Source organism: Flavobacterium sp. UBA5153 (genome assembly GCA_002413745.1).
Taxonomy (GTDB): Bacteria; Bacteroidota; Bacteroidia; order Flavobacteriales; family Flavobacteriaceae; genus Flavobacterium.
In genome coordinates this window covers 129,892-151,905 of the sequence record DHXP01000073.1, presented here as the reverse complement: position 1 = coordinate 151,905, position 22,014 = coordinate 129,892, and the positions used below count along the sequence as shown (strand labels likewise).

The window sequence follows — 22,014 nt, the reverse complement described above, 5'->3', positions numbered from 1 at the left end:
TTGTTTAAAATATTACTCCTTCAACAATCGGTTCAATTGAAATTGCTCTTTTTCGTCTAAATTATGTAAAATTCTCTCAAATGAAATTCTCATTTCTTTATTTTTTAGCAACGCCCGAATATTTTCTCTGCCAAATTTAGAAAATTGCCACATAGGAGAAGTCGTTGCGTTGACCAAATTTTTCAAAACTGTTTCGTTTATCAAATGGAAAGCAATCAGTTTTTCTAAAGCATTTTGTCGTGTCGTGGCTTCAAAATTGGGTGAAGAATAATTAATCAATTCATCGATTAACCCTTCTTTGTTTACCGAATATTCAGCAGTCGACAATGCCAGCGACAACCACAAAGTCCTCAAATTATAATCATTGAAACCAATCCAATTCTTTGATTTTTCCAAATATTCTATACGATGTTCGGGAAAATTATTCCACAAATTATACAAGGAGATTTCCTGTGTTTGATACGATTTATCATCAAGCAGACTTTCATATTGAGTTCTAAATTCTTCCTGGATTTTAGTCAAAATACCAACAACCGCTTGGCGAACTTGCCTATTTTTGGTTGCCAAAGCAAGAATCAACAACGGTTTCGAGTCTTCAAAATTTTCGTTTTTCAATTGATATATGATAGCTTCTTTTACAGACGAATACACATCCGATTGAAGGATTTTGGCAAAAAACACTTTCTTTTCGGACAAAGGTTTATTTCTTGATTTTTCAATTTCAAAAAGCGTTTGGATAGATTTATTTTTAGAAAGTAAATCATTGGCAATTTGACTATTAAAACCAGGTGTTTCGAGCCATACTTTACAAAAATTATCCAAATCATAATCCGAAATTTTCTTGATTTCGGCAAGGAAATCCTGCGTAGTTACGTTCTGGAAGGAATATTTCTTGAGATAGTTTTGAACTGATTTTCTAAAGGCTTTTTCGCCAATTCCTTCTCGCAAAACATACAACGCCCAAGCTCCTTTTTGGTAGAAAGTCAACGAACTCGCTTTCGGATTCAAAATTGGAATCGTATCGGTTTTTGAAGCCTGTTTGAGTTCTTGCGCATAGTTGTATAATTTGGAATAAAAATAATCGTCGCCATAAATTTCTTTTTCGGCCAGCAAGGCATAATACGTGGCGAAACCTTCCTGAAGCCAATGGTTTTTTCCGCTTTCGGCTGTGACCAAATCTCCAAACCATTGATGTGCCAGTTCGTGTGCATTCACATTCGTGTAATTTCTATCTTCAAAACCGGTTGAATCCACGACATATTGACTGGAAAAAAGCGTTGCCGAGGTGTTTTCCATTCCGCCATAAAGGAAATCCCGAACCGGAATTTGTTTGTATATTTTCCAAGGATACTTTACTCCTATTTCCTTTTCCAGAAAGTCGAAAATTTGTTTTGAATAGCGATAAGTGGGTTCAAATTTGGCCAAAGTATTGGGTTCATAATACATTTCCAAAGGAATTCTGGACTTTGAAAACTCGATTTTTTTGTCGAATTTCCCGATGGCAAGCATCAATAAATAGGAACTCATTGGTTTTTGCATACTGTATTTCCAATTTTTAAAATTGCCATTGATATTGATATTGCCATTGATTAATTTTCCATTCGAAATCACTTGGTATTTGGAGTCGAAAACGACTTCCAAATTAAAAATCATTTTTTCATTCACGTCGTCAAAACTCGGAAACCAATTGCTGGTATATTTTCCCTGACCTTGCGTCCAAATCTGTCCCTCGACTGCGCTCGGGATGACATTCGATTTGTCACACTGAGCACAGTCGAAATGTCCAACAAAATACAATGCCTGTTTTGGGATTGCCTTATATTTAAAGCGGATTGTGTTTTTCCCTTTTTCGAACGGAAAAATCAACAAAAGTTGTTTCCCATTGGTGCTGAATTTAATTTTCTGTTCGTTCATTTCCACCTCGGAAAACGTCATATTCTGGGCGTCAATTTTGATGGTGTCAATGGGTTTCAAAACATCAAACCAATAACGAACCGCTCCCGAAACTGATTTTTCTTTGGGATTAATTGTCACTTGACCGGAAACCGATTTGAAATCAACAAATTTAGTTTGTTGTGCAAATGTGATGGTGGAAATTAAGAGAAAAAGATAGCGCATAATTAATCAAAAGTTATTTTTTAGAATTTATTGGATTAAAAGTGTCATCTTCCCAATTCTTCGGATTGTTTTCTATGTAGTAATAGACAGTTTTGAATTCCTCATAACTTCTTACAATATGGTCGTGAAAATTAGATTGCCAAATTGAACCTTCGAAAAGATTGTTTAATTCATTGATTTTTGATGTAACGGTACCTTTAATTCCTCCAACAAATGAGGAAATCGATCTTGGCCTCCTTGATAATTTTTTTGTGCTATTTTCATTTTCATCCGTTAGTTTATTCTGTTGAGACTCATTGCTATGCATCTCTTTAGATTTTTTTTTAACGGATTGTTGAGACGCATTGCTATGCGTCTCTTTGGATTGTGTTTCAAAATTTTTATTGAAAAGAACTAAATTTTCTAATTCAATATCTATATCCTCTTGCAAAATTGTTTTTATAGAATAATTCCATTTTTGGATAAACGGTTTGTTTATTTCAATCAATAAATGGACGTGATTTGGCATAACTTTCCAATTATGAAAAATCCAATTTTCCCTGATTTTTATGGAATTTAGAATTTCTTCTTCGACGATATTCCCCTTTTCATTTAAAATCATTTTTTTTATTTTCAATTGAACCGAAAATGCATTCTCTATGTGAAGTACAAATAGTTAGAAAATAAATGGCATTGCTGGAATAATCCCAATCTTTCAATCGGTTTGATTCAATTCTGTATTTGTTTTTGAATAATGACATTTAATCAAAGGGTTTTGTTAATTTGCAAAAAGATGAAAGCAATAAAAGTAAGCATTTTATTGCTATAAATTCTAAAGCAAGAATTCAAAATAACCCCAGATTTTTTAACCGATTAGATTTGCAGAAACGTACGACGTAGAGACGCATAGTCTCTACACAAAATATTCAGCACAACAAATTAATAGTTTAAATTTACAACTACAAAAACCATAAGAAAATCCCATTGAAAAAGAAAGCCTTATTTAACTGGAGCAGCGGAAAAGATTCCGCGCTGGCCTTATACAAAATAGTGCAAGATCAAGAATTTGATATTGCCTGTTTACTCACGAGCGTAAACCAACAGTTTCAGCGCATTTCTATGCACGGCGTTCGGGTAGAATTACTGGAACAACAAGCCGAAAGCATCGGGTTACCGCTTGAAATTATGCAAATTCCCGAAATGCCTTCGATGGAAGTCTATGAAAAGGTGATGCGGGAAATATTGGTAAAACTGAAAGACCAAGGCGTCACCCATTCTGTTTTTGGAGATATTTTTCTGGAGGATTTACGAAAATATCGGGAAGATAAATTGTCCGAAATAGGTTTTGAAGGCGTATTCCCGCTTTGGAAAATTCCAACCCAAAACCTAATACAGGAATTTATAAGTCTGGGTTTTAAAACCATTGTGGTTTGTGTCAACGAGCGTTTTCTGGACAAAAGTTTTGTGGGTCGCGTCATCGATCAAGATTTCATCAACGATTTGCCCAAAAACGTGGATGTTTGCGGCGAGAACGGAGAATTCCACACTTTCACTTTTGACGGCCCTATTTTCTCCAAGCCCATAGACTTTGAAATTGGCGAAGTCGTGTATCGAAAATACGAAAAACCGAAAGAGGATTCTTCGGATACAGCTTGCGACAGCAATACTTCCGATGCTTTTGATTTTGGGTTTTGGTATTGTGATTTGGTGGGGAAATAGGTTGTTTTTGAACTATTAAAAAAAGGTTTTTTAAGACGATTCGTATTGGATGCTCTTCGCTACGAATTACACAAATTTCCACTAATTCTGTCCTTAATCTCTTTAACTGTCAAGTCTGGCGCAATCGAGATTCAACGTTTGGTCTTGAATGTGCCCGACTTGACAACATTTATCACTTATACGATTATTTATTTCTCTTCAAACATTTTCAACAATTGCCTCACCGTATTCCAGTTCCTAATCGTCGCCGTTACATTCAATCTTTTTTCAATATATTTTTGGTCAAACCTTGTTTTTCCAGCACCAACGGCATATTTAATGTAGATCCGACTGGAGTCAATACTGGCTTCGTCGGGTTTAAATTGGCTAATTCTCAAATCGTTGATACTGTCGCTTCGTAACTCCATAGAAACAAAAGCCACGTATAATTTCTTGGAATCCATAGCCGCCTCTTTCAAAAAAGGATTGTTCTTCAAACAGGATTCTAAATCTGTTTTGCCAATAACCACGACCGGAACTTCGTGACCAAAAACCTTGAAGATTTCCTGCTTGATTTGGAAACCTACCTTGGCAGCATTTTCTTCATTGGTATCCACAAAAACATTTCCAGATTGTGCATAGGTTTGCACATTTTCGAAACCAATGGCTTCTAAAGTCGTTTTCAAAGCCTCCATTTTTATCATATTGTGTCCGGAAACATTGATGCCACGGAGCAAGCATAAGTGAACCATACTTTGATTTATTTAATTATATTTGTAATTGAATTTAAACTTTTTCAGATGGTAAATTTAGCAATTTATGTAAGGGTCTCAACAAAAAATCAAATGTTTGAACGACAAATAACAGATATAACAAAGTATATACATAGTCAGTATAAAGAAAATGAAATAAATATTGATGTTTATGCTGAAAAAATAAGTGGTTTCAAAGGTTCAAAAGAGAGACCCGAGTTAACACGTTTTTTAAATAAAGTTGAATCTAAACCCAAATTTTATAAATGTCTTTACGTTACTGAACTTTCTCGTGTAGGAAGAAAACCTATTGAGGCAAGAATAATAGTAACTAACCTACTTGAACAAGGTATTGATGTGTGTGTAACATCAACAAATGGTGGTTCACATTTCTTAAATCCTGACGGTAGTATTGATAAAACAAAATTCGCTGTACTTGGGTTGTTGATGGATTTTGCTCAAATTGAAATTGATGTTTTTAAATCTAGGGCTTCATCTGGATTGAAACAAAAAATTTTTGATGGTGGTGTAACTGGTGGACTAATGCAACCTTATGGATATTTAAAAGATGAACATAAAAAACTGGCAATTGATAAAGAAGAATCAAAGATAATTCAATTGATTTTTGAACAATATAAACAAGGTTTTGGAATGGGGCATATTGCAAAGGAATTAAACAAAGATAATATACCAACAAGAACCAATAAAGCATTCGAAGACAAAGAATATAAAGGCAAACAAGCTAATAATATTAAATGGACAGCAAATCAAATATATGTCATTTTAACAAATACTATATACTATGGTAAACGAATATTCAAAAAGAAAAAAAGAAAAGATGCTAATGGGAAATTAATTGATAATTCTGAACCATTCGATGCACCAAATATAGCAATTATATCAAAAAAAATATTTGATGAATGTACTGATATACGTCTAGGTAAAAAAGGGAATGGTAGAAATATACATACAAAGAATGTTATACTACTTCAATATTTAACTACATGCGGTGTATGTGGTCGTAATTATACGCATCAAGTATCAGATTTAAAACAAGTGTATGTTTGTTCGTCAAGGGTTGTAAATGATGTTAAACCTTGTGCGAATTTAGGTGTGAATATTGACCTTGTTGATAGTTCAATATATAACATACTTTGTAAATCTCCAACTGTATTAAAATACTTAAATGATACTGACAGTATCAAAATAGATATTACTAATAAAATAAGTTTACTTGAAACATCAATTCCATTTATTGAAAAAGAGATAAAACAAAATGAAATTAAAATCGACAAGTTGGTTAATGCTTACCTTGATGAAAACGAAAATGATACTGAAGATGTTAAAGTTGCATCAAAAACACGACACAATATTAAAAAAGCTGAATTAATATCAATATCAAATAACCTATCAGTTCAACTTTCAACACAAACAAAACAACTTGAATCAAATAAAAAATCTTTAAAGAATCTATCAAAAATTAAACTTGACGATAGCATTTTAAAACAAGCCAAAAATGATAGAAACAAACTACAATCTATATTTAAACAAATTATAAAGAATGTTAAAATTACAGCTATCAACTTTCAGTTTATTAGGTTGGATATTAAATTGCAAATCAATGGTCAAGAAATTGGAGGAACACTTAAAGTTGTTGTGTGCCGAAAAGGATTAAGGAAAAAACCATTCATATATCAATATCAAGATAAGTATTTAAGTGCATTTGACCCTTCTGAACAAATGGATGAAGATTATTATGAAAGATATTATGATGATTCAATGTATGAGTATGAAAATGTATCTGAATTAAGTGAAATTTTAGCTGGCTTCACAACGATAACTGATAACTTATTACAAATTCATCAAGATAAAATAATTGATTAACTGGATATTACAAACATCCCTTTACCTTAGCCACAGTAGCCAATGATACATCATACAATTTTACACACTCTCTAATACTGAATCCTCTACCAAGCCCATCTATTACTTTTGGGTATTTTGCTAAAAAATCAGCTTTCTTTTCTTTGCTGTTAATTGGTCTTCCACAATGGATATTATTTTTTTTTGCTTGTAACATTCCAGAACGAATCCTATCAATCAAATTTCTTCTCTCATTTTTTGCGAACAAGCTTAACATGTGAAGCATAATTTCTGTTTGAAATCCTATTTCTCCATTTTCATTTAAAGTTTCTGAATTTAGGTCTTGTAGATAAACACTAATTCCCATTTGGTGTAGTTCTTCCAAAAGTCTTAAAGTTTGAATGGTTGACCTACCTAATCTTGAGACCTCAGTACATAAAATTTTTTGAAATTTACCTTGTCGGGCTTCAAGAAGCAATTGCCGAATACCCAAACGTTCATCATTGTTCTTAGCACCTGATATTTTCTCTGTTATTATACTTACAACTTCATAATTCAATCTATCAGCGACCTTTTGTAAATCACTAATCTGTCTTTGGAAATCCATAGAATCCAAACTTACTCTTCCGAAAATTGCAACTGGTGTTTTCATAGTTTACTGTTATAAAAAAAGGGTTACTGATTATTGAGGTCATTTTGTTGGTCTCAAAGGTCTTTTTTTGCTCTTTTGCTGTTATACGAAAAGGTAAACCTTATTTTATAACAACTTTGCAAAGGTTCCAGGGATTTTTGGATTACACAAGTAAAAGCCTGTTTTTCCTGGGCTAAGAGATTTTTTATTTATAATTTAGGGTTTCACTATTTTTAGAAGTCAAACTTTTTGGTCATTTTCAATATTGAAGATATTTATAAATAAAGAGATAAAAATGAGAAATTTAATAATCACACTAAGCACAGGAAAAATAATAACAATTGAAGGATTCAATATGACTCCTACATATTCTGGATTAATATCAGGTAAGCCAAATGAAGAATTAAACGATGAAATCTTAAAAAGAACATCATATCCATCTGAATGGGGCGAAAGAAAAGTTGTTTACAAACAAGCCAATATAAAAATTTCAGAAACGGAACTCAAACCTTTTACGTATTCGGCTTGGTTGACCAGCAAACCTGTAAATGATAAAAAAAATCAATTTGATGGTTCTTCTATTGTCATGGTTTGGTATGGAAATGAACCAATTAATAAATCCATTCAAGAAATAATAAAATTTGAGTTAGAATCATTTAACTGGAATAGCCACTGTGAGAACTTCGTTTATTAATCTCATTCAAGTACACACTTGTGTCAATGAAAATATGAAAGCTACTTTAAGTATGATAAATATTTTATTGAGTAGCTTCTTTTAGCTTTTCCAATATTTTAACCATTGCATAAGTATCTAATTTGCAATACTCTAATAAATCCATTTTAGTTTTATCAATATCACCTTGAAACTCACCTAAAACCATTTTAGCAAATATTGAACTTGCTGTACCACCCTCTTTTATTTCTAAATCTTGGTACGAGAGTTCTGGAACTAAAGCTGGTAATACATATTTGATTGAGTAACTGCCTTTCATTTCTGGGGTGTAATACCATTTTTTTTGAAATGGTATCATCAAATCTTTAAGGCGACCAATGATATTACTAATTTCATAAGTGTAGATAGGAAACAATGAAATTAAATCATTTAGTTTACCCCTTTCAAATCCAATGTTATAAACCAAAATATCACCAGTGTCACCACAATCATTTATCAATTGTTTAATGAAGTTAATTCTGGGGTCTATATTTGGATTAGCTTCTGCTAAGTATTCTCTATGTTCTAATTTACCGTTTTCTGTTTGAATGTGCAATGAATACTGGAAAACTAGCTGTTGATATGGTCTGCTGTTATCAAAGATTGGAACAGCTGATGTCATTGTTTCAAAATCGAGATAATACAATGGGTATTCAATGTCTTTTATGAATTCTATAATATTATTTCTATCAATGTATGTAGTGCTGTTTAATTCACTTGTAACTTGTAAAAGTTGATTTGGATTTAATTTGGAATTGTTTAAATCCAATTGTTCAAAAGAAATGATACCATTTTCATATAGTTCAAACTTTTTGGTGGTGTATAAATTAGAAATATTAAAAATGGAATATTCTGGAATATGTTTCCAACAATGACCCATAAAATCACAACCGTAAGGTGTGGAACATTGAATTCCAATATCAATATCAGGGACAGAATCTTGTACTATTAATTTTTTAAAAGACTCAATTTGATTTGGTATCGATGGAACAACTGCTTTAACTCTTTCCAAAACCGATTCAATTGTAAACAGTTCCTTTACTTCTATATCACCGTTTTTTAAATATTGATTATTTATGTAAACAATTGAAATATCTTTAAGTTCGATTCCAGAATTGGTAATTGCATAATACTGTATGGCAGTATCATTTATATAAGTTTCAGAGATACTTGTTGAACTTTTTACTTCAAAAGCTTTCCACCCCTCATTGTCTTTTACCAATAAATCCAAGGCAACCAACACACCATTATATTGAAAAGTGGCTTCATAAATAATTGATTCACCATTGTCCATAAATTCCTTTGTTTTTAAAACCGATTCTTGAATTTTGAAATGGTCAACTGGAGAAGCATCCGCACCATTGGGGAATAATTGTTGTGAAAATATCCCAACATTTGTACCTTGATTAAAAATAGCTTGTAGTTGAGATGAAATCCCATCTCTTAAATTGTAATTATGTTTGTATAAATACAATGACTTCTCACATTGTAAGCCTCTAATAAAAGTTGATTTTGAAAGGATAGGTTTTTCCATTTATTTTTGTCTGAACCATATTACAATAAGGAAAAAAAGTGTTATTGAATTCTAATAAACTTAATCATTTATCAATCTCAAATAATTTTCTTTTGATTGCTAGAGTTTTTCCTCTGATTTTCCTTCATTAACTTTGATTTAGTGTCATTGATTTTTAGTAAATATTTTACTTATAGTATCGCTAGGCATAGTAGGAGATGAATCATCCTTGAGCAATCCTGTTTCAACTCTACTAAATAATGATTGTAATATTAAATTTCGGTCTTCATCTTTTACTTCTGTATCTTTTAATAAAGCCAAATAGAAAAAGGTTAAAGTATGTCTTTCTTCTGCATCTCTTGCTAAATGATATGAACTAAACATATACTTAGTTAGTGCTTTTACTGAAAAAGCTATTAATGAAATTAGTGTGATAAAGACAATCGACCATCTAACAATAGCAATTGAATTTCCATTAAATACGGTATTGAAAATCCAACTTGGTGAAACTACTAGAATAACTCCTAAAAACACTACTGAAATCCCAATCACCCAAAACAATATTTTTTTTGCAGTATTTCCTTGTTCATAATATTTTGTAGATTTAATTTGCCAATACTTTGCTGGTTTTTCTAATTTGAGATTTGCTTCATAGGTAATTTCTAATCGTTTTAGAGATTGAATTTTTTCATCATACCATTTTTGCCATTCTTCTGTTTTTGTGTTCTCAAACCATTCGGAAAATTCTGTTTCTTTTTCATTTTTTAAATCATCAATTTTTTGAACATAATCATTGAATGAAATATATGTTTTCTCAATGTAATCAACAACCTCTAGTTCAGATTTTTCAATGTATTTTTGGAAATCATTTTTCAATCTTGAAATTGATTTCTGCTCTTGCTTTTTTCTACCAGTTATTTCTGTTTTTTCTTTTAATGTGAATTCATAGGCTAATACTGCCCCGAAAAATAAATTCTTATCATTTATATTATAACTTATCCCAAAAATAAAATTATAAGCCCCTTGAAAATAATCCCTATTACTTGAATATAAGTCAATTAAAAAACTCGTAATTGAAGAATTGTAAGTGATTGGTTTTGGATTTATTTGTATTATAGTATTTTTGACTGTTGACCATTGACCATTAAGCTGGTTAACATCAAGTTCTGAATAATTTTGAACAAATTGAATAATACTAGACTGGATGCTTTTAAAATATTGTTTCGATTGAACAAATTCATTAGGCAAATCCTGCTCAATTCCTTCCCAACCATTTACCTGTTGATTAACAAATTCGTAAATAGCAGACACTCCTGTAAAGGTCATAACGATGTTCACATAGTGAAAATTAAAAACCTCCTGTGGAGTTTTAAACCATTCATAATTAACAGATTCTGCAATTTTCTTGTTTAATTCAGCTTTTGTCATTTTCTAAATATTTTACTTACTCAACCTATTATAAACCTTCTTCAACATATAACTCTTAACAATATTTCCAAAATCTTTATCATCCATCATCTTAGAAAATATATCCTGATTTTGTTCCATTCTTGCAATTAGCTTATCCATAAACAAATCGTCAAAACCAAACTTGAAATTCTCAATTGGATTGCTTTTCGCCTGTTCTGATAACTTTAAATCGGATGCTAATTCTTCTTCGATTTGGTCAAAGAATAATTTATCAGCCATATTGAATTCAGTTGAAAATCGCTTGTTTAAAACGTCTATTATTTCAGATAATGCAACTTGGTCTTCTTTGGATAATCTGATTCCAGCTTCACCACCACCTTCTAACTCATAAACGGCTTGGTCTTCCATTAGAATGTTATTCTCTGCAATCTTTTGAAGTCGGTAATATTCCAATGAAACTTCATCACCCAATTTGAATTTATCGTTTTCACTTGTTCTAGGTAACTTCTTATACAGGAATCTGGTGTAGGTAAATAACTTTTCCAATTCCACATCCGAAAACGGCATAATTTGGGTCAGAAACGAATAGGTTCTATTGAAGCTTTGAAGCGTGTTTTTAAAATCTTCCTGTGTTATTTCTGTTCCAATAACATCATCTTTTGAGTTTTCTAATGGTAATTGTTTGAATCGTTCTACTGCTGGGTCAATGTAAGAATTCAATTTCCCTTGTTCCGATACTGATAGTGTTTTGACAGATTTGAAAAACACATTACAAAAATTATTTATCTCCGTTTCCCAAATAATATTTGCTTTTTCTATCTCTCCTTTTAAATCATACAAATGATTTGGGTCTGAGTTTTCTTTGATGGATGTAAGTTCATAATATGGTTGAAATGAATTCAAAATCTCATCGGTATCATTTGCGAAATCCAGTACAAATGTGTCCTCTTTCCCAGCACACATCCTGTTTAATCTGGATAGGGTTTGCACTGCTTTCACACCTGATAATTTTTTATCTACATACATTGTATGCAATAAGGGCTGGTCAAATCCTGTTTGATATTTATCAGCAACCAATAATAATTGATATTCATCGGATGCAAATTTCTTTGGAAGCATTTTTTCACTAAAACCATTCAGTTCCACTTCGGTAACACCTTCTGGTGCAAAGTTGTGAATCACTTTTCCAGAAAATGCCACTATTGTTTTAATGTCTTTATATCCTTTTTCTTGGATGTATTTATCAAATTCTTCTTTGTATCTCACAGCGTGAAGGCGAGAGCTACTCACCACCATTGCTTTGGCTTTACCACCAATTTTTTTGGACACTATTTGTCTGAAGTGTTCCACCATTACTTCCGTTTTTTGAGCCAAATTATGTGGGTGGAGTGACATAAATCTTGCTATGGCTCTGGATGCTTTTTTCTTGTTTACTTTTGGGTCATCTTTAATCTCTTTCGATAATTTGAAGTAGGTTTTATAAGTGGTGTAATTCTTCAATACATCTAAAATGAAACCTTCTTCAATGGCTTGTTTCATCGAATACAAATGAAACGGTTCTGGTTTACCATTGCTTCCCATTGTGCCAAAAACCTCAACTGTTTTTGGTTTTGGTGTTGCAGTGAATCCAAAGAAACTCAGATTTGTTTGTTTGCCACGTGCCAACATTGATTTTCTAATTTCATCTTCGGCATCTTCTTCCAATCCTGAGTATGCTTCATCTTTTTCAGCTTCTTCCAATGATTTTGCAGAAAGAACTTCTTTCATTTTTTTGGTTGCTTCACCACCTTGTGAGGAATGAGCTTCATCAATGATAACTGCATATTTTCTGGATGGTAATTCACCTATTTTATCCAGGATAAAAGGAAATTTCTGGAGTGTAGTAATTATGATGTTTGAACCAGCTGAAAGTGCATCGGCAAGTTGTTGTGAATCTTTGTCAATTTTCTGAACCACACCATCTTTATGTTCAAACTGGTAAATGGTGTTTTGCAACTGTGAATCCAATACTTTACGGTCAGTTATTACAATAACTGAATCAAAAATTCGATTGTTTGCATCATCGTGAAGACTCGATAATCTATAGGATAACCAAGCAATTGAATTTGATTTTCCTGAACCAGCAGAATGTTGAATCAAGTAGTTTTTACCAGCTCCATTTAATTTGGAATCATTGGTAATTTTTCGCACCACTTGCATTTGATGGAATCTTGGAAAAATGATAGTTTCTTTTTTCTTTTTCACCCCATTCATTTCAAATTCTTCCACACTCAGATGAAGGAATTTGCCAATAATATCCATAAAACTGCTTTTTGACCAAACGTATTCCCATAAATAAGAAGTTCTGTAACCAATTTTATTTACTGGGTTTCCAGCACCATTATTATTTCCAATGTTAAACGGTAAATAACGAGTTCGTTTTCCATCTAATTTGGTGGTCATAAAACATTCATCGGTATCTACTGCAAAATGTACCAACGTTCTTTTCTTGAATTGAAAGATGGGTTCATTGGGTTCACGGTCATACACATATTGCTTTTTGGCATTGTCAACGGATTGTCCAGAGAATTGATTTTTAAGTTCAATGGTGGCAATTGGAAGACCGTTCAAAGACAATACCATATCCAACGAATTCTTGCCAACTCGCTCATAATAAAGCTGTCTGGTGACTGATAAATGATTGGATAAATATTGTGATTCCGCTTCGGGATTGAGTGTGCTTTCGGGCTTAAAATAAGCCATTTGAAACTTCACACCATAATCGGTAAAGCCTTTACGAATTACATCCAGAATACCACGAAGGTCAATTTCTTTTACAAGTCTTTGAATTACTTTTTTATCCACCTCATCTTTGTGGATGTTGGCTAATTTATCCCACGCTGTTGGTTGTGATGTTTTAAGAAAATCAATAATGTATTTTGGAAACAAACCCAACTGTGCATCAAAATCTTCTGAAAAACCTTTTCTATAGCCACCAGATTCCAGCAATGAAATTTCAATTGCAGATTCAAAGGTTAGTTCTGTATGTATGCCTTTTGCCATATTTTGTTCTTCTTTTTGTGATTCAGTTATAGGCTTATCTACTTTGCAAGTTCATCTAAAGTTCATCTAAAGTTCATCTAAATAAAATTGCTTTTAGTTATACTTTCTGCCAAACTGGATTTCTTGTAGTCCCTTTATTTACTATGGTTTTATCTCTTTTTGACATTGCATATACTAAATTCCGAACCTTATTTGCCTTTTTGTTTTCATCTAAAATATTAGGAAGTATGTCTAAAATTAGTTTGTCTATATCTTGTTTACTTGCGGTTCGATATGCACCTAAATAGTCGAGAATCATTTTTTTATAATGTTCATCTTTGAACCCTCTTAACTTTATGTAAGATGATTTGTCTCCTGTTACTTTGGCAATAGAAGCCGAAATATATAAACTGTTTTTTCTGCCTTCAACCAATTTTTCTTTTCGGAGTAGCTTAATTTCGTTTTCTGATATTGGTAGTGATTTCTGAACTCTATCTAATAAAACAACAGTTTTTAAGTCTAAATCTGTTTTACTCATTAGTAACTTGGTGTAGTTTTCATCCCAAATTCTACCCGCAATTTTTACCACAACTTTACTCGGGTCAGACAAATCAAAATCAGGCAAAGGGAAAAATCTTTTGCGTTGCTCAATAAACATTCGTTTTATTCCGCTTCCAATAGTATCAATCATATTCAAGTTAACCATTGCTTCTGCTAAAAAAGCATTTCTATAGTATTCCTGTGGTGCATCTTGTTCTATTACAGTCTCAACACTCTTTGGAATAAAACTTCCTACGTTTGAAAAAATTAATTCGTCTGGTTTTTCCACTACCGTAATTCGTCCTTGCATAGCGTAATCCTGATGTGCAATACAATTGTGTAATGCTTCTCGAATAACGAATGAATCATACATTTTTATTTCGGTAGGGAAAAGCGAATCGTCTTTCATATAGCGATAAGTCAAATTCCTTACCCTATTAAAAACTTCCGTTGAGTTGATAATAAAAGGAACTGAAAAATGCTCATAATCTCGTTCTACATTATATTCATCCTTTAGAATCCAAGAAATTTTCGCTATCGCTGGATTGATATAATGTGCTGATTCTTCTTTACCCAGCAATAAAATAGCCGTATTGGTGATTTTACCTTGAATGGTTACTTTTGCCTTATTCAAAAATGTAGTGTCATCCCATAAATCGCACTCAGTGGCTTTTTTTGGTTTTTTTTCTTTATACTCTTCCCTAGCTTTTGTGATGGCTTTCGGGTCTAAATCATCTAAAGTTGCTGTTGGAATTATTTGTGATGACCAATCTTCATTAATTGAGATAGGTTCTTTTAAAATGGCATCTTGGCGTTCTTTTTTTAAATCTACCAAGCTATCTTCAATACGTTGCCAAGCTTTAGAATGCGAATAAACAATCAATCTAGGCAGATGTTTTGGTATATGAAAAACCCATACTATTTTTTCAGTATCAGAAGTTTTAAATTCTTCTACTTTTAGTTTTTCAGAATTGATATTGGTGCATTTTTCAACAATTTTAAGCTTTATGTTCTGTGTCGTATAATTATTAAATTCTGTAATGCCTGATATGTCTTGTGTTTTGTCTTTAATACCTACCACAATATAACCGCCTTCCATATTAGCAATAGCAGAAATATAGGAAATTATATCATCACCAGCTTGCCCACCAAAGGAGTGCTTTAAAGATTTGAAATCTTTCCATTCACAAGCTTCATTTTCTTTTGGAAAATGGGTTTGGATGTATTGCTTTAACTCAACTTCTGTCATACTTGTTATTTATTAATTCGTGCTAATTTAAAAAATTATCTCGCAATTAAACCCTAAAACATCCTATTCAATGTTTCAAATGTTAATTCTGTATCTATGCCTTTTGCCATAATTTAATTTTTTATAACATCTTTCCAATTTGTTCGTAAACTTGTGGGTTTGTTAAAATATTAGCTAAAATATTTGAAGCTACATCTGAACCGAATGACTTAATTTTATCTATAAACTTCTTTTTCTTTTCTTTTGGTTCGTCATCAGATTCTAAAATATCTTTTACTTCTTCAATTTCAGAATTTCTTAATTCACCTTTAAGTACATCTAAAATAAAATCAATATTAATATTAACAGATGTTGATTGGTTCTGATTATTTTGCTGGTGCACATTAACACTTAATTTTTCACTTTGTTTACTGTCAATTAATTGTGGCAAACCAAAATGTTCAATATCAGAAATAATACTTTTTAAATAATCTTCAGCTTCTCGTTTTGCTTGATTTGTTCTGTCACCACTTCCAGACATTACTGTCACCCAGGCTTTAATAGATTCAAATTTTTGAATCAAATCTTCCTTATTAGTATATATATTTGAAAGTGTTGTTGATGTAATTTTTCTCCAATTATTAAATTCTTGATGCCCTCCAACACTTTTAAGTTGTTCTAACTTAGAATTAATTGCCTTAATTGCTACTTCTTTATCTATCATTGTATTTATTTTTTAAACTCTCACATCAACCTTACCTGTAACTACTTCGCTTATTAAAGCTGTTTTGTATTCTATTTTCGGTTTTTAATTATACAGGTTTGGGTTTGTTAAGATGTTAGCAATAATGTTTGTGATAACATCTTTTCCAAAACTTCCGAGAGTTTGTACAATTGTTTTCTTATCTGATTTCTTTTTGATTAATTCTTCTAATATTTTATATTGGTCATCGCTCAATTCTTGTTTTATCGCTTCAATAAAAACAGGATTGTTAATTTGTTCAAAACTGATTTTTTTTGAATTTTGATTGAATTGCGAAATAGTACTTCCAGTAAAATTATTTACTATTGAATTTGTTAATTTATCTTCAAATTGGTATTCTTCAATTTTTCCTTCCCATACTAATAATGAATTATAGTGTTTGTAAAAAACAGATGATGGGCTGTGTTGATAAGTATTTTTTGTGCTAACTAGAAGCCCAAAAGCTTTTAGCTTTCTAATAAAATCCTGCTCATTTTTTGGTGTGTCTTTTGTGACAGAAACAAACCCTTCTGTATTGATGTATTCTAATATTTCATTTTCTTTTGCATTCATAACTAAATTGTTAATTTAATATTTCTTCCCTCACATCTACTTTACCAGTTACCACCTCACTAATCAAAGCCGTTTTGTATTCTTTTAATAGTTCGATTTCTTGTTGTGATTTGGAAATTAATGTTTCAATTCTAATATCTTCTTTTTCAATTTGATTAATAATTTCTTTTTGTTCTTCTAAAGAACCAAAACAAACCATAAAGTTCTGAAACATTGGTCTTCTTAATGAATCAACTGTTGATTTAGCAGATAGTTTCATTACTTCTTTTCCAAAATTTTCTTTCAAGTAATAAAATAAGTATTTACCGAGAACAGGTTTAAAGTTACTCATCATATATACTCTCTGGTGAAAATCAAATTTTTCATTTACATAATGCCATACCTTACAAACTCCAACACCATCACCAGCAGTTAAAATAGCTTCTCCATCAAATGAATAACTTGAGATTCTTTCTATAGTTTGTGAACGTACAAAAAAAGGATATTTCCCATTATCTTCTCTATTTTCTGTATCTTTTCCTCCAGTAGTAACATCGCATAGATATTTCATCCTTTTCACCTCCCAATGCTCTGGAATTTCTCCCAGCCATTCAATCCCAGAATCTTTCATCTTTACTTTTGGGTCTAAACCTTTCGTGACAGCTTGATTGATAACCGCTATGCGTTCTTCTTGTAATAAGTTGATGAACTGCTTTTTTTTGGAAATTAAAGTATCTATTTGATTGGTTTTGTGGTCTAGGTATTTGGCGATTTGGGTTTGTTCTTCTATATTATTGGGAATTGGAATATTAAACAAATTGAATTTATCAGCTCCAATGTTTTGTATAGTTGCTTGTTGGAATATTGATAATTTCCAATTTTCATAATAATTTGAACGGGTTATATAATCAATATATGTACTATTTATATAATTTTTATCAAATGATGCTTTGATTAAATAACCAGCATAACAGGCTATACCATCATAATTTTTAAAAAGAAATGTTTTCCCAACTGTTGCACCACTTCTAGCAAATAATAAGTCACCATCTTCTAGGAAATAATTTTTTGCTACTTCCAGTGGTAATGATTTGAATGTATCATCTTTTAAAAGACCATCTGCTCCAAAATCTGTTATTCTAATGTAACGTGGATTATTTGGGTTATCATCTTCCGCTGATTCATTAGCTCCATATTTTAGAGGTGCCTTAACAATGTTTTTTAATCTAAAACAATCCCAATGCTTCGGAATTTCTCCAATCCATTCAATACCCGAATCCTTATAGTTATCGTATTTCTTCATAATTTATCCGATAACCTCTTTTAGTAAACCATCCGTTTCTTGTTCAATAGCCATAATGTCTTTACGGATTTCATCCAAAGAACGTAGTGGTTTGTATTGATAAAAATACTTGGTAAAATTTATTTCGTAACCAATATTGGTTTTGGTTTCATCTATCCAAGCATCTGGAACGTGAGTCAATACTTCACGTTTCATATAATCTTTCATATCCATTGTCAAAGGAATATTTTCGGTATCTCTAAGTGAACTATCCGCTTTTGGATTTCCTTTTTTATCAGCAACCACTTGACCCTTCGCATTGCGTTCTGGTCGCTCCACCGTTACTTTGGCATAACCAAATTCCTTGTTGTCAAATATCTTGGAATATTCGTTGGGTTTGAAATCTCCGTAAATCTTGGTAATTTCAGCAATTTGTTTGTTGCTTATTTCGTTTCGTTTGTTTCCCAACGATTTGCTCATTTTCTTGGAGAAATCAATGGCATTAATCAATTGAACTTTTCCTTTGCGTTCCGCTGGTTTTTTGTTGGAAATCACCCAAACATAAGTGCTAATACCAGTATTGTAAAACAATTGATTTGGCAACGCAATTACAGCTTCTAATAGGTCATTTTCTATAATCCATTGTCTTATACTACTTTCATTTTTAGTCTTGCTGGGTGAACCAGAAAACAATGGTGAACCATTAAAAACCAAAGCCAAACGTGAACCTTCTGGTTTCATCTTGGACATCAAGTGCATCAGGAACAAGAAAGAACCATCACCAACACTAGGCAATCCAGCTCCAAACCGTCCACCGTGTCCCAATTGGTCGTGTTCTTCTTTTACCTTCTTGGCAAACTTTTCCCATTTCACACCAAATGGCGGATTGGTAATTAAATAATCAAATTTTTCATTCTCTAATTTGTCATCCGATATGCTATTCCCCTTTTTGATATTGGAAGCGTTTTGTCCTTTAATCATTAAATCCGATTTGCAAATGGCATAGGATTCTGGATTGAGTTCCTGTCCAAAAACTTCCAAACGTGCATCAGGATTCAGCTCATTCAAGTATTCTTCTGCAACGGATAACATTCCTCCTGTGCCAGCGCAACAATCATAAATGGTTTTGGTGATTCCTTTTTTGGTTAGGATTTCTCTATCATTCAAAAACAGGATGTTCACCATCAGTTTGATAACCTCTCTTGGTGTAAAATGTTCCCCAGCGGTTTCATTTGAAATCTCGGCAAATTTGCGAATCAATTCTTCAAACATATATCCCATTTCCATACTTGAGATACGGTCTGGATGCAAGTCGATTTCTTGGAAACGTTTCACCACCATAAACAACAAGTTATTGTCATCCATCTTGGTGATTTGGTTCTCAAATTCAAATTGTTCAATTATTTCTCTGGCATCTTCCGAGAATCCATTGATATAGTTTCGAAGGTTGGAAGCAATATTGTTAGGGTCGGCAATCAGTTTATTAAAATCGAAAAGACTTTTATTATGAAAATTAAAACCAGCTGTTTTATTGAGTATTGGGTCAAGGTTTTCAATACTCATCGTTTTCATTTGCTCAAACTTACTGAGTACAGCAACTTTAGAGCTTTCCAGAACACAATCTAATCTTCGTAAAACGGTTAATGGCAGTATTACTTTGCCATAGTCACTTTGTTTGTAATCCCCTCTTAATAGGTCTGCAATTGACCAAATAAAATTGGCTGATTCTTTAACGTTCTTCATTTATGTATTTCTGATTATTAGTATATGATAAATTAGACTATAAATGTAATAAAAATATTATGGATAAAAGTTGATGTTTTTTTTGGATGTATTGAATTAAAATATTTCCAAAAAAACCATTAGGAGTCAAACGTACATTTAAAATGAATCACTTCAGTGTAGGAAACCGTAAAATGGTGAAGTTTTTTCTAAAAAGTTGTTGTTTTGTCTATATCGATTATAGAAATTCACCCGAATTTTTAAATGAAATTAATATAATATAAACGTTTACGAGCCTATCCATAGTTATCCTTGATTTTAGCATCAAAAACGGGGTTTTTTCAATAAACCCTTATAGCTGGAACGTGTGAATCTGTATAGTGTGAACGTGTGCATTATTACCAAAATATTCTCAACCATTATCTGAAGGAACTATTTTTTGTAGAATTTTTGAAAAAAATAATTTTTTGAAAAAGCAGTCTAAAAAACTAGAACAAAAAAAACTAGAACAAAAAATTTTCAGAATTCCAAATAGACAATTATAGCCCTATATATTAGCACTTACGGCAGTCCTGGAAAGGCGGCTAACGAGGGACGGACTACCATAGGGGGTAGTACAGAATTTATTTTTACAATTTACTTGACATATTTTATAAAATGCCTATATTTATAAATGTAGGATTTAATATCATACAGCTGGGTTCCAAGTGGTTTGCAACACTTGGTTCTCTCCCCAGCATAAAATTGAGAGATACTATAACAAAAGAGAGAATGTATTATTATGAGTATCAAATATAAAAAGTTTAGGAGCTTCCTATTACCTAAAGAAATGGTTGATTTCCTTTTCATATCAGCCCACTTATCACCATTACAAGATAGCAAAGAATCTGAAATCATCGTTGGATTATCAGTTATCAATGATATTTTATCAAAATCAAATCAGAATAGAGATTTAGAAGACTATCTTTTTCATTGCATACCAATGGATTCCAGATACCTTCAATTGAAATATGGTAATGATTATAAATCCTATATTCATTGGTTAATTATCAATAATGTTATTTGGCATGATTATTATTTTAAAGGTAGAACAACATATTATTATCTTCAAAGTAATGATACATATATTAATATTACTTCTTTATTATTAAATAGAAATGGAGATGTATTGAAGGATGTAATAGATACCTATTGTTTAAGAGATAGCATACAAATAACCCTTGAATGTATTGATATTAAAGGGATAGAGAACAATCAAAAAAGTAGGATGTATGATTTATGGTATAATATAAAAGTACCAATAACCAGAACCAATAAAAAGTTTCTAACTAAAGATTATGAAGCTGATTCAAAATACATAAATAATGCTCCTAATCATATAAAGAAGATGGGGAGCCACTTCCGAAACAATCTTGAAATTGATTATGAAGGTGCATTAAGCCATGCTTCAACAAGGTATCAAAATGAGATTGACTCTGCAATAAATAAAGATGAAGAAGTTTCTGCATTTAAGCGTTATTCATCGAGAATTGCATCAATCAATGGTATTCATAATGGTAGGAATAACAAAACACTTCGCTTCAAAAGAAACCCTACCAATAAGCGATTAGATACAAATCTTACTAACATGGCAAGCGACCTAAGACCATATATAAAAGGTTATGAAAATATGTCCTACTTAGACCTTTCTAATTCTCAACCAGTACTTTTTAATATTACACTTAGTAAATATCGAAAAGATGCAAGTGTAGAAGTTATGAAAGAATTGGATAGGTATTTAAAAGCTACAACTTTAGGGGTTTGGTATGAGGAATTAATAAGGGTTTTTGACATAAAATATGGGACACCAGAAACAGTTTCATTTTCGGTTGCTAGAGATTTAGCAAAAAAGGTTTGGATGTTACTAGCGTATTCTAAAAATAATCAGTTAACTGGGTTAAAAAATAAGTTTGCTGAAGAATATCCATTTATTTCATCAGTTATGAAATCAATTAAAAAGGGTGAATACGAGCAATTTGCAATATCATTGCAAATCATTGAAAGTGAAGTTTTTATAGATAAAATTTGTAAAGAATTGGTAAAAGAAGATATTATTCCATATACAATGCACGATGGCTTGTTAGTTCCAATTGAGCATCAACAAAAAACTTTAGAAATTATGTCTTCAATACTAGAGAAAAAAATTGGTGCGGTTCCCAATATCAAAATTGAGAATTATAAATCCGTACAAATATGAACTGAAATTTATGAG

At 31.8% G+C, this 22,014-nt stretch carries 17 protein-coding genes; 4 read left to right on the top strand and 13 right to left on the bottom strand.

Annotated elements, in window-relative coordinates:
• Nucleotides 1-12: 12 nt before the first annotated feature.
• The 3 genes from B2145_RS15080 to B2145_RS15070 are packed head-to-tail and all read right to left on the bottom strand — an operon-like array spanning nt 13 to nt 2,858.
• Nucleotides 13-2,118: a M1 family metallopeptidase gene (locus B2145_RS15080; RefSeq protein ID WP_291104016.1), complete on the bottom strand. Its 2,106-nt coding sequence runs from the start codon at nt 2,116-2,118 to the stop codon at nt 13-15.
• Nucleotides 2,119-2,131: 13 nt separating this feature from the next.
• Nucleotides 2,132-2,719, bottom strand: a complete 588-nt coding sequence (locus B2145_RS15075; protein WP_291104014.1) for a transposase — start codon at nt 2,717-2,719, stop codon at nt 2,132-2,134.
• Nucleotides 2,706-2,858 carry a hypothetical protein gene (locus B2145_RS15070; protein ID WP_291104012.1) on the bottom strand — a complete coding sequence of 51 codons (153 nt, stop codon included), beginning with the start codon at nt 2,856-2,858 and terminating at the stop codon, nt 2,706-2,708. The genes B2145_RS15075 and B2145_RS15070 overlap by 14 nt, the downstream gene beginning before the upstream one ends.
• A gap of 223 nt (nt 2,859-3,081) precedes the next feature.
• On the opposite strand from B2145_RS15070, the gene B2145_RS15065 reads away from it, so the two are divergent.
• Complete coding sequence (locus B2145_RS15065; protein ID WP_291104010.1) at nt 3,082-3,816, top strand: diphthine--ammonia ligase; 735 nt, start codon at nt 3,082-3,084, stop codon at nt 3,814-3,816.
• Nucleotides 3,817-4,004: 188 nt separating this feature from the next.
• On the opposite strand, the gene B2145_RS15060 is transcribed toward B2145_RS15065, so the two are convergent.
• Nucleotides 4,005-4,547, bottom strand: a complete 543-nt coding sequence (locus tag B2145_RS15060) for a DUF1697 domain-containing protein (protein WP_291104007.1) — start codon at nt 4,545-4,547, stop codon at nt 4,005-4,007.
• A gap of 48 nt (nt 4,548-4,595) precedes the next feature.
• Here B2145_RS15060 and B2145_RS15055 point away from each other — a divergent pair, with 48 nt between their 5' ends.
• Nucleotides 4,596-6,431, top strand: a complete 1,836-nt coding sequence (locus tag B2145_RS15055) for a recombinase family protein (protein WP_291104004.1) — start codon at nt 4,596-4,598, stop codon at nt 6,429-6,431.
• A gap of 7 nt (nt 6,432-6,438) precedes the next feature.
• Here the strand turns inward: B2145_RS15055 and B2145_RS15050 are convergent, their stop codons facing one another.
• Nucleotides 6,439-7,062: a recombinase family protein gene (locus B2145_RS15050; RefSeq protein WP_291104001.1), complete on the bottom strand. Its 624-nt coding sequence runs from the start codon at nt 7,060-7,062 to the stop codon at nt 6,439-6,441.
• 274 nt (nt 7,063-7,336) lie between these two features.
• Here B2145_RS15050 and B2145_RS15045 point away from each other — a divergent pair, with 274 nt between their 5' ends.
• The gene (locus tag B2145_RS15045; protein ID WP_291103998.1) at nt 7,337-7,735 is read left to right on the top strand and encodes a hypothetical protein; all 399 of its coding nucleotides are present in this window, start codon (nt 7,337-7,339) and stop codon (nt 7,733-7,735) included.
• A gap of 64 nt (nt 7,736-7,799) precedes the next feature.
• Here B2145_RS15045 and B2145_RS15040 read toward each other — a convergent pair whose 3' ends face one another.
• The 8 genes from B2145_RS15040 to B2145_RS15005 form a co-directional block, all read right to left on the bottom strand.
• Nucleotides 7,800-9,287 carry a DUF2779 domain-containing protein gene (locus B2145_RS15040; protein ID WP_291103995.1) on the bottom strand — a complete coding sequence of 496 codons (1,488 nt, stop codon included), beginning with the start codon at nt 9,285-9,287 and terminating at the stop codon, nt 7,800-7,802.
• 144 nt (nt 9,288-9,431) lie between these two features.
• Nucleotides 9,432-10,694: a DUF6161 domain-containing protein gene (locus tag B2145_RS15035; protein WP_291103992.1), complete on the bottom strand. Its 1,263-nt coding sequence runs from the start codon at nt 10,692-10,694 to the stop codon at nt 9,432-9,434.
• A gap of 12 nt (nt 10,695-10,706) precedes the next feature.
• A complete protein-coding gene (locus B2145_RS15030) occupies nt 10,707-13,718 on the bottom strand; it encodes a type I restriction endonuclease subunit R (protein WP_291103989.1) in 3,012 nt (1,003 codons plus the stop codon).
• A gap of 97 nt (nt 13,719-13,815) precedes the next feature.
• Nucleotides 13,816-15,486: an RNA-binding domain-containing protein gene (locus B2145_RS15025; protein WP_291103987.1), complete on the bottom strand. Its 1,671-nt coding sequence runs from the start codon at nt 15,484-15,486 to the stop codon at nt 13,816-13,818.
• A gap of 121 nt (nt 15,487-15,607) precedes the next feature.
• Nucleotides 15,608-16,189 carry a hypothetical protein gene (locus tag B2145_RS15020; protein ID WP_291103985.1) on the bottom strand — a complete coding sequence of 194 codons (582 nt, stop codon included), beginning with the start codon at nt 16,187-16,189 and terminating at the stop codon, nt 15,608-15,610.
• Between the two features lie 84 nt (nt 16,190-16,273).
• The gene (locus tag B2145_RS15015) at nt 16,274-16,780 is read right to left on the bottom strand and encodes a hypothetical protein (RefSeq protein WP_291103982.1); all 507 of its coding nucleotides are present in this window, start codon (nt 16,778-16,780) and stop codon (nt 16,274-16,276) included.
• 10 nt (nt 16,781-16,790) lie between these two features.
• Nucleotides 16,791-18,062: a restriction endonuclease subunit S gene (locus B2145_RS15010; protein WP_291103979.1), complete on the bottom strand. Its 1,272-nt coding sequence runs from the start codon at nt 18,060-18,062 to the stop codon at nt 16,791-16,793.
• A gap of 3 nt (nt 18,063-18,065) precedes the next feature.
• Nucleotides 18,066-19,784, bottom strand: a complete 1,719-nt coding sequence (locus tag B2145_RS15005; protein WP_291103976.1) for a type I restriction-modification system subunit M — start codon at nt 19,782-19,784, stop codon at nt 18,066-18,068.
• Between the two features lie 760 nt (nt 19,785-20,544).
• Between B2145_RS15005 and B2145_RS15000 the strand changes: the two genes are divergently transcribed.
• Entirely contained in the window at nt 20,545-21,999 is a 1,455-nt protein-coding gene (locus B2145_RS15000) for a hypothetical protein (protein WP_291103973.1), read from the top strand.
• Nucleotides 22,000-22,014: the final 15 nt, after the last annotated feature.

Coding starts and splice junctions, on each gene's coding strand:
- B2145_RS15060 (WP_291104007.1), bottom strand. CDS start 4,547: ATGGTTCACTTATGCTTGCTCCGTGGCATCAATGTTTCCGGACACAAT.
- B2145_RS15040 (WP_291103995.1), bottom strand. CDS start 9,287: ATGGAAAAACCTATCCTTTCAAAATCAACTTTTATTAGAGGCTTACAA.
- B2145_RS15010 (WP_291103979.1), bottom strand. CDS start 18,062: ATGAAGAAATACGATAACTATAAGGATTCGGGTATTGAATGGATTGGA.
- B2145_RS15055 (WP_291104004.1), top strand. CDS start 4,596: ATGGTAAATTTAGCAATTTATGTAAGGGTCTCAACAAAAAATCAAATG.
- B2145_RS15030 (WP_291103989.1), bottom strand. CDS start 13,718: ATGGCAAAAGGCATACATACAGAACTAACCTTTGAATCTGCAATTGAA.
- B2145_RS15070 (WP_291104012.1), bottom strand. CDS start 2,858: ATGTCATTATTCAAAAACAAATACAGAATTGAATCAAACCGATTGAAA.
- B2145_RS15015 (WP_291103982.1), bottom strand. CDS start 16,780: ATGAATGCAAAAGAAAATGAAATATTAGAATACATCAATACAGAAGGG.
- B2145_RS15075 (WP_291104014.1), bottom strand. CDS start 2,719: ATGATTTTAAATGAAAAGGGGAATATCGTCGAAGAAGAAATTCTAAAT.
- B2145_RS15020 (WP_291103985.1), bottom strand. CDS start 16,189: ATGATAGATAAAGAAGTAGCAATTAAGGCAATTAATTCTAAGTTAGAA.
- B2145_RS15045 (WP_291103998.1), top strand. CDS start 7,337: ATGAGAAATTTAATAATCACACTAAGCACAGGAAAAATAATAACAATT.
- B2145_RS15050 (WP_291104001.1), bottom strand. CDS start 7,062: ATGAAAACACCAGTTGCAATTTTCGGAAGAGTAAGTTTGGATTCTATG.
- B2145_RS15035 (WP_291103992.1), bottom strand. CDS start 10,694: ATGACAAAAGCTGAATTAAACAAGAAAATTGCAGAATCTGTTAATTAT.
- B2145_RS15000 (WP_291103973.1), top strand. CDS start 20,545: ATGAGTATCAAATATAAAAAGTTTAGGAGCTTCCTATTACCTAAAGAA.
- B2145_RS15025 (WP_291103987.1), bottom strand. CDS start 15,486: ATGACAGAAGTTGAGTTAAAGCAATACATCCAAACCCATTTTCCAAAA.
- B2145_RS15005 (WP_291103976.1), bottom strand. CDS start 19,784: ATGAAGAACGTTAAAGAATCAGCCAATTTTATTTGGTCAATTGCAGAC.
- B2145_RS15080 (WP_291104016.1), bottom strand. CDS start 2,118: ATGCGCTATCTTTTTCTCTTAATTTCCACCATCACATTTGCACAACAA.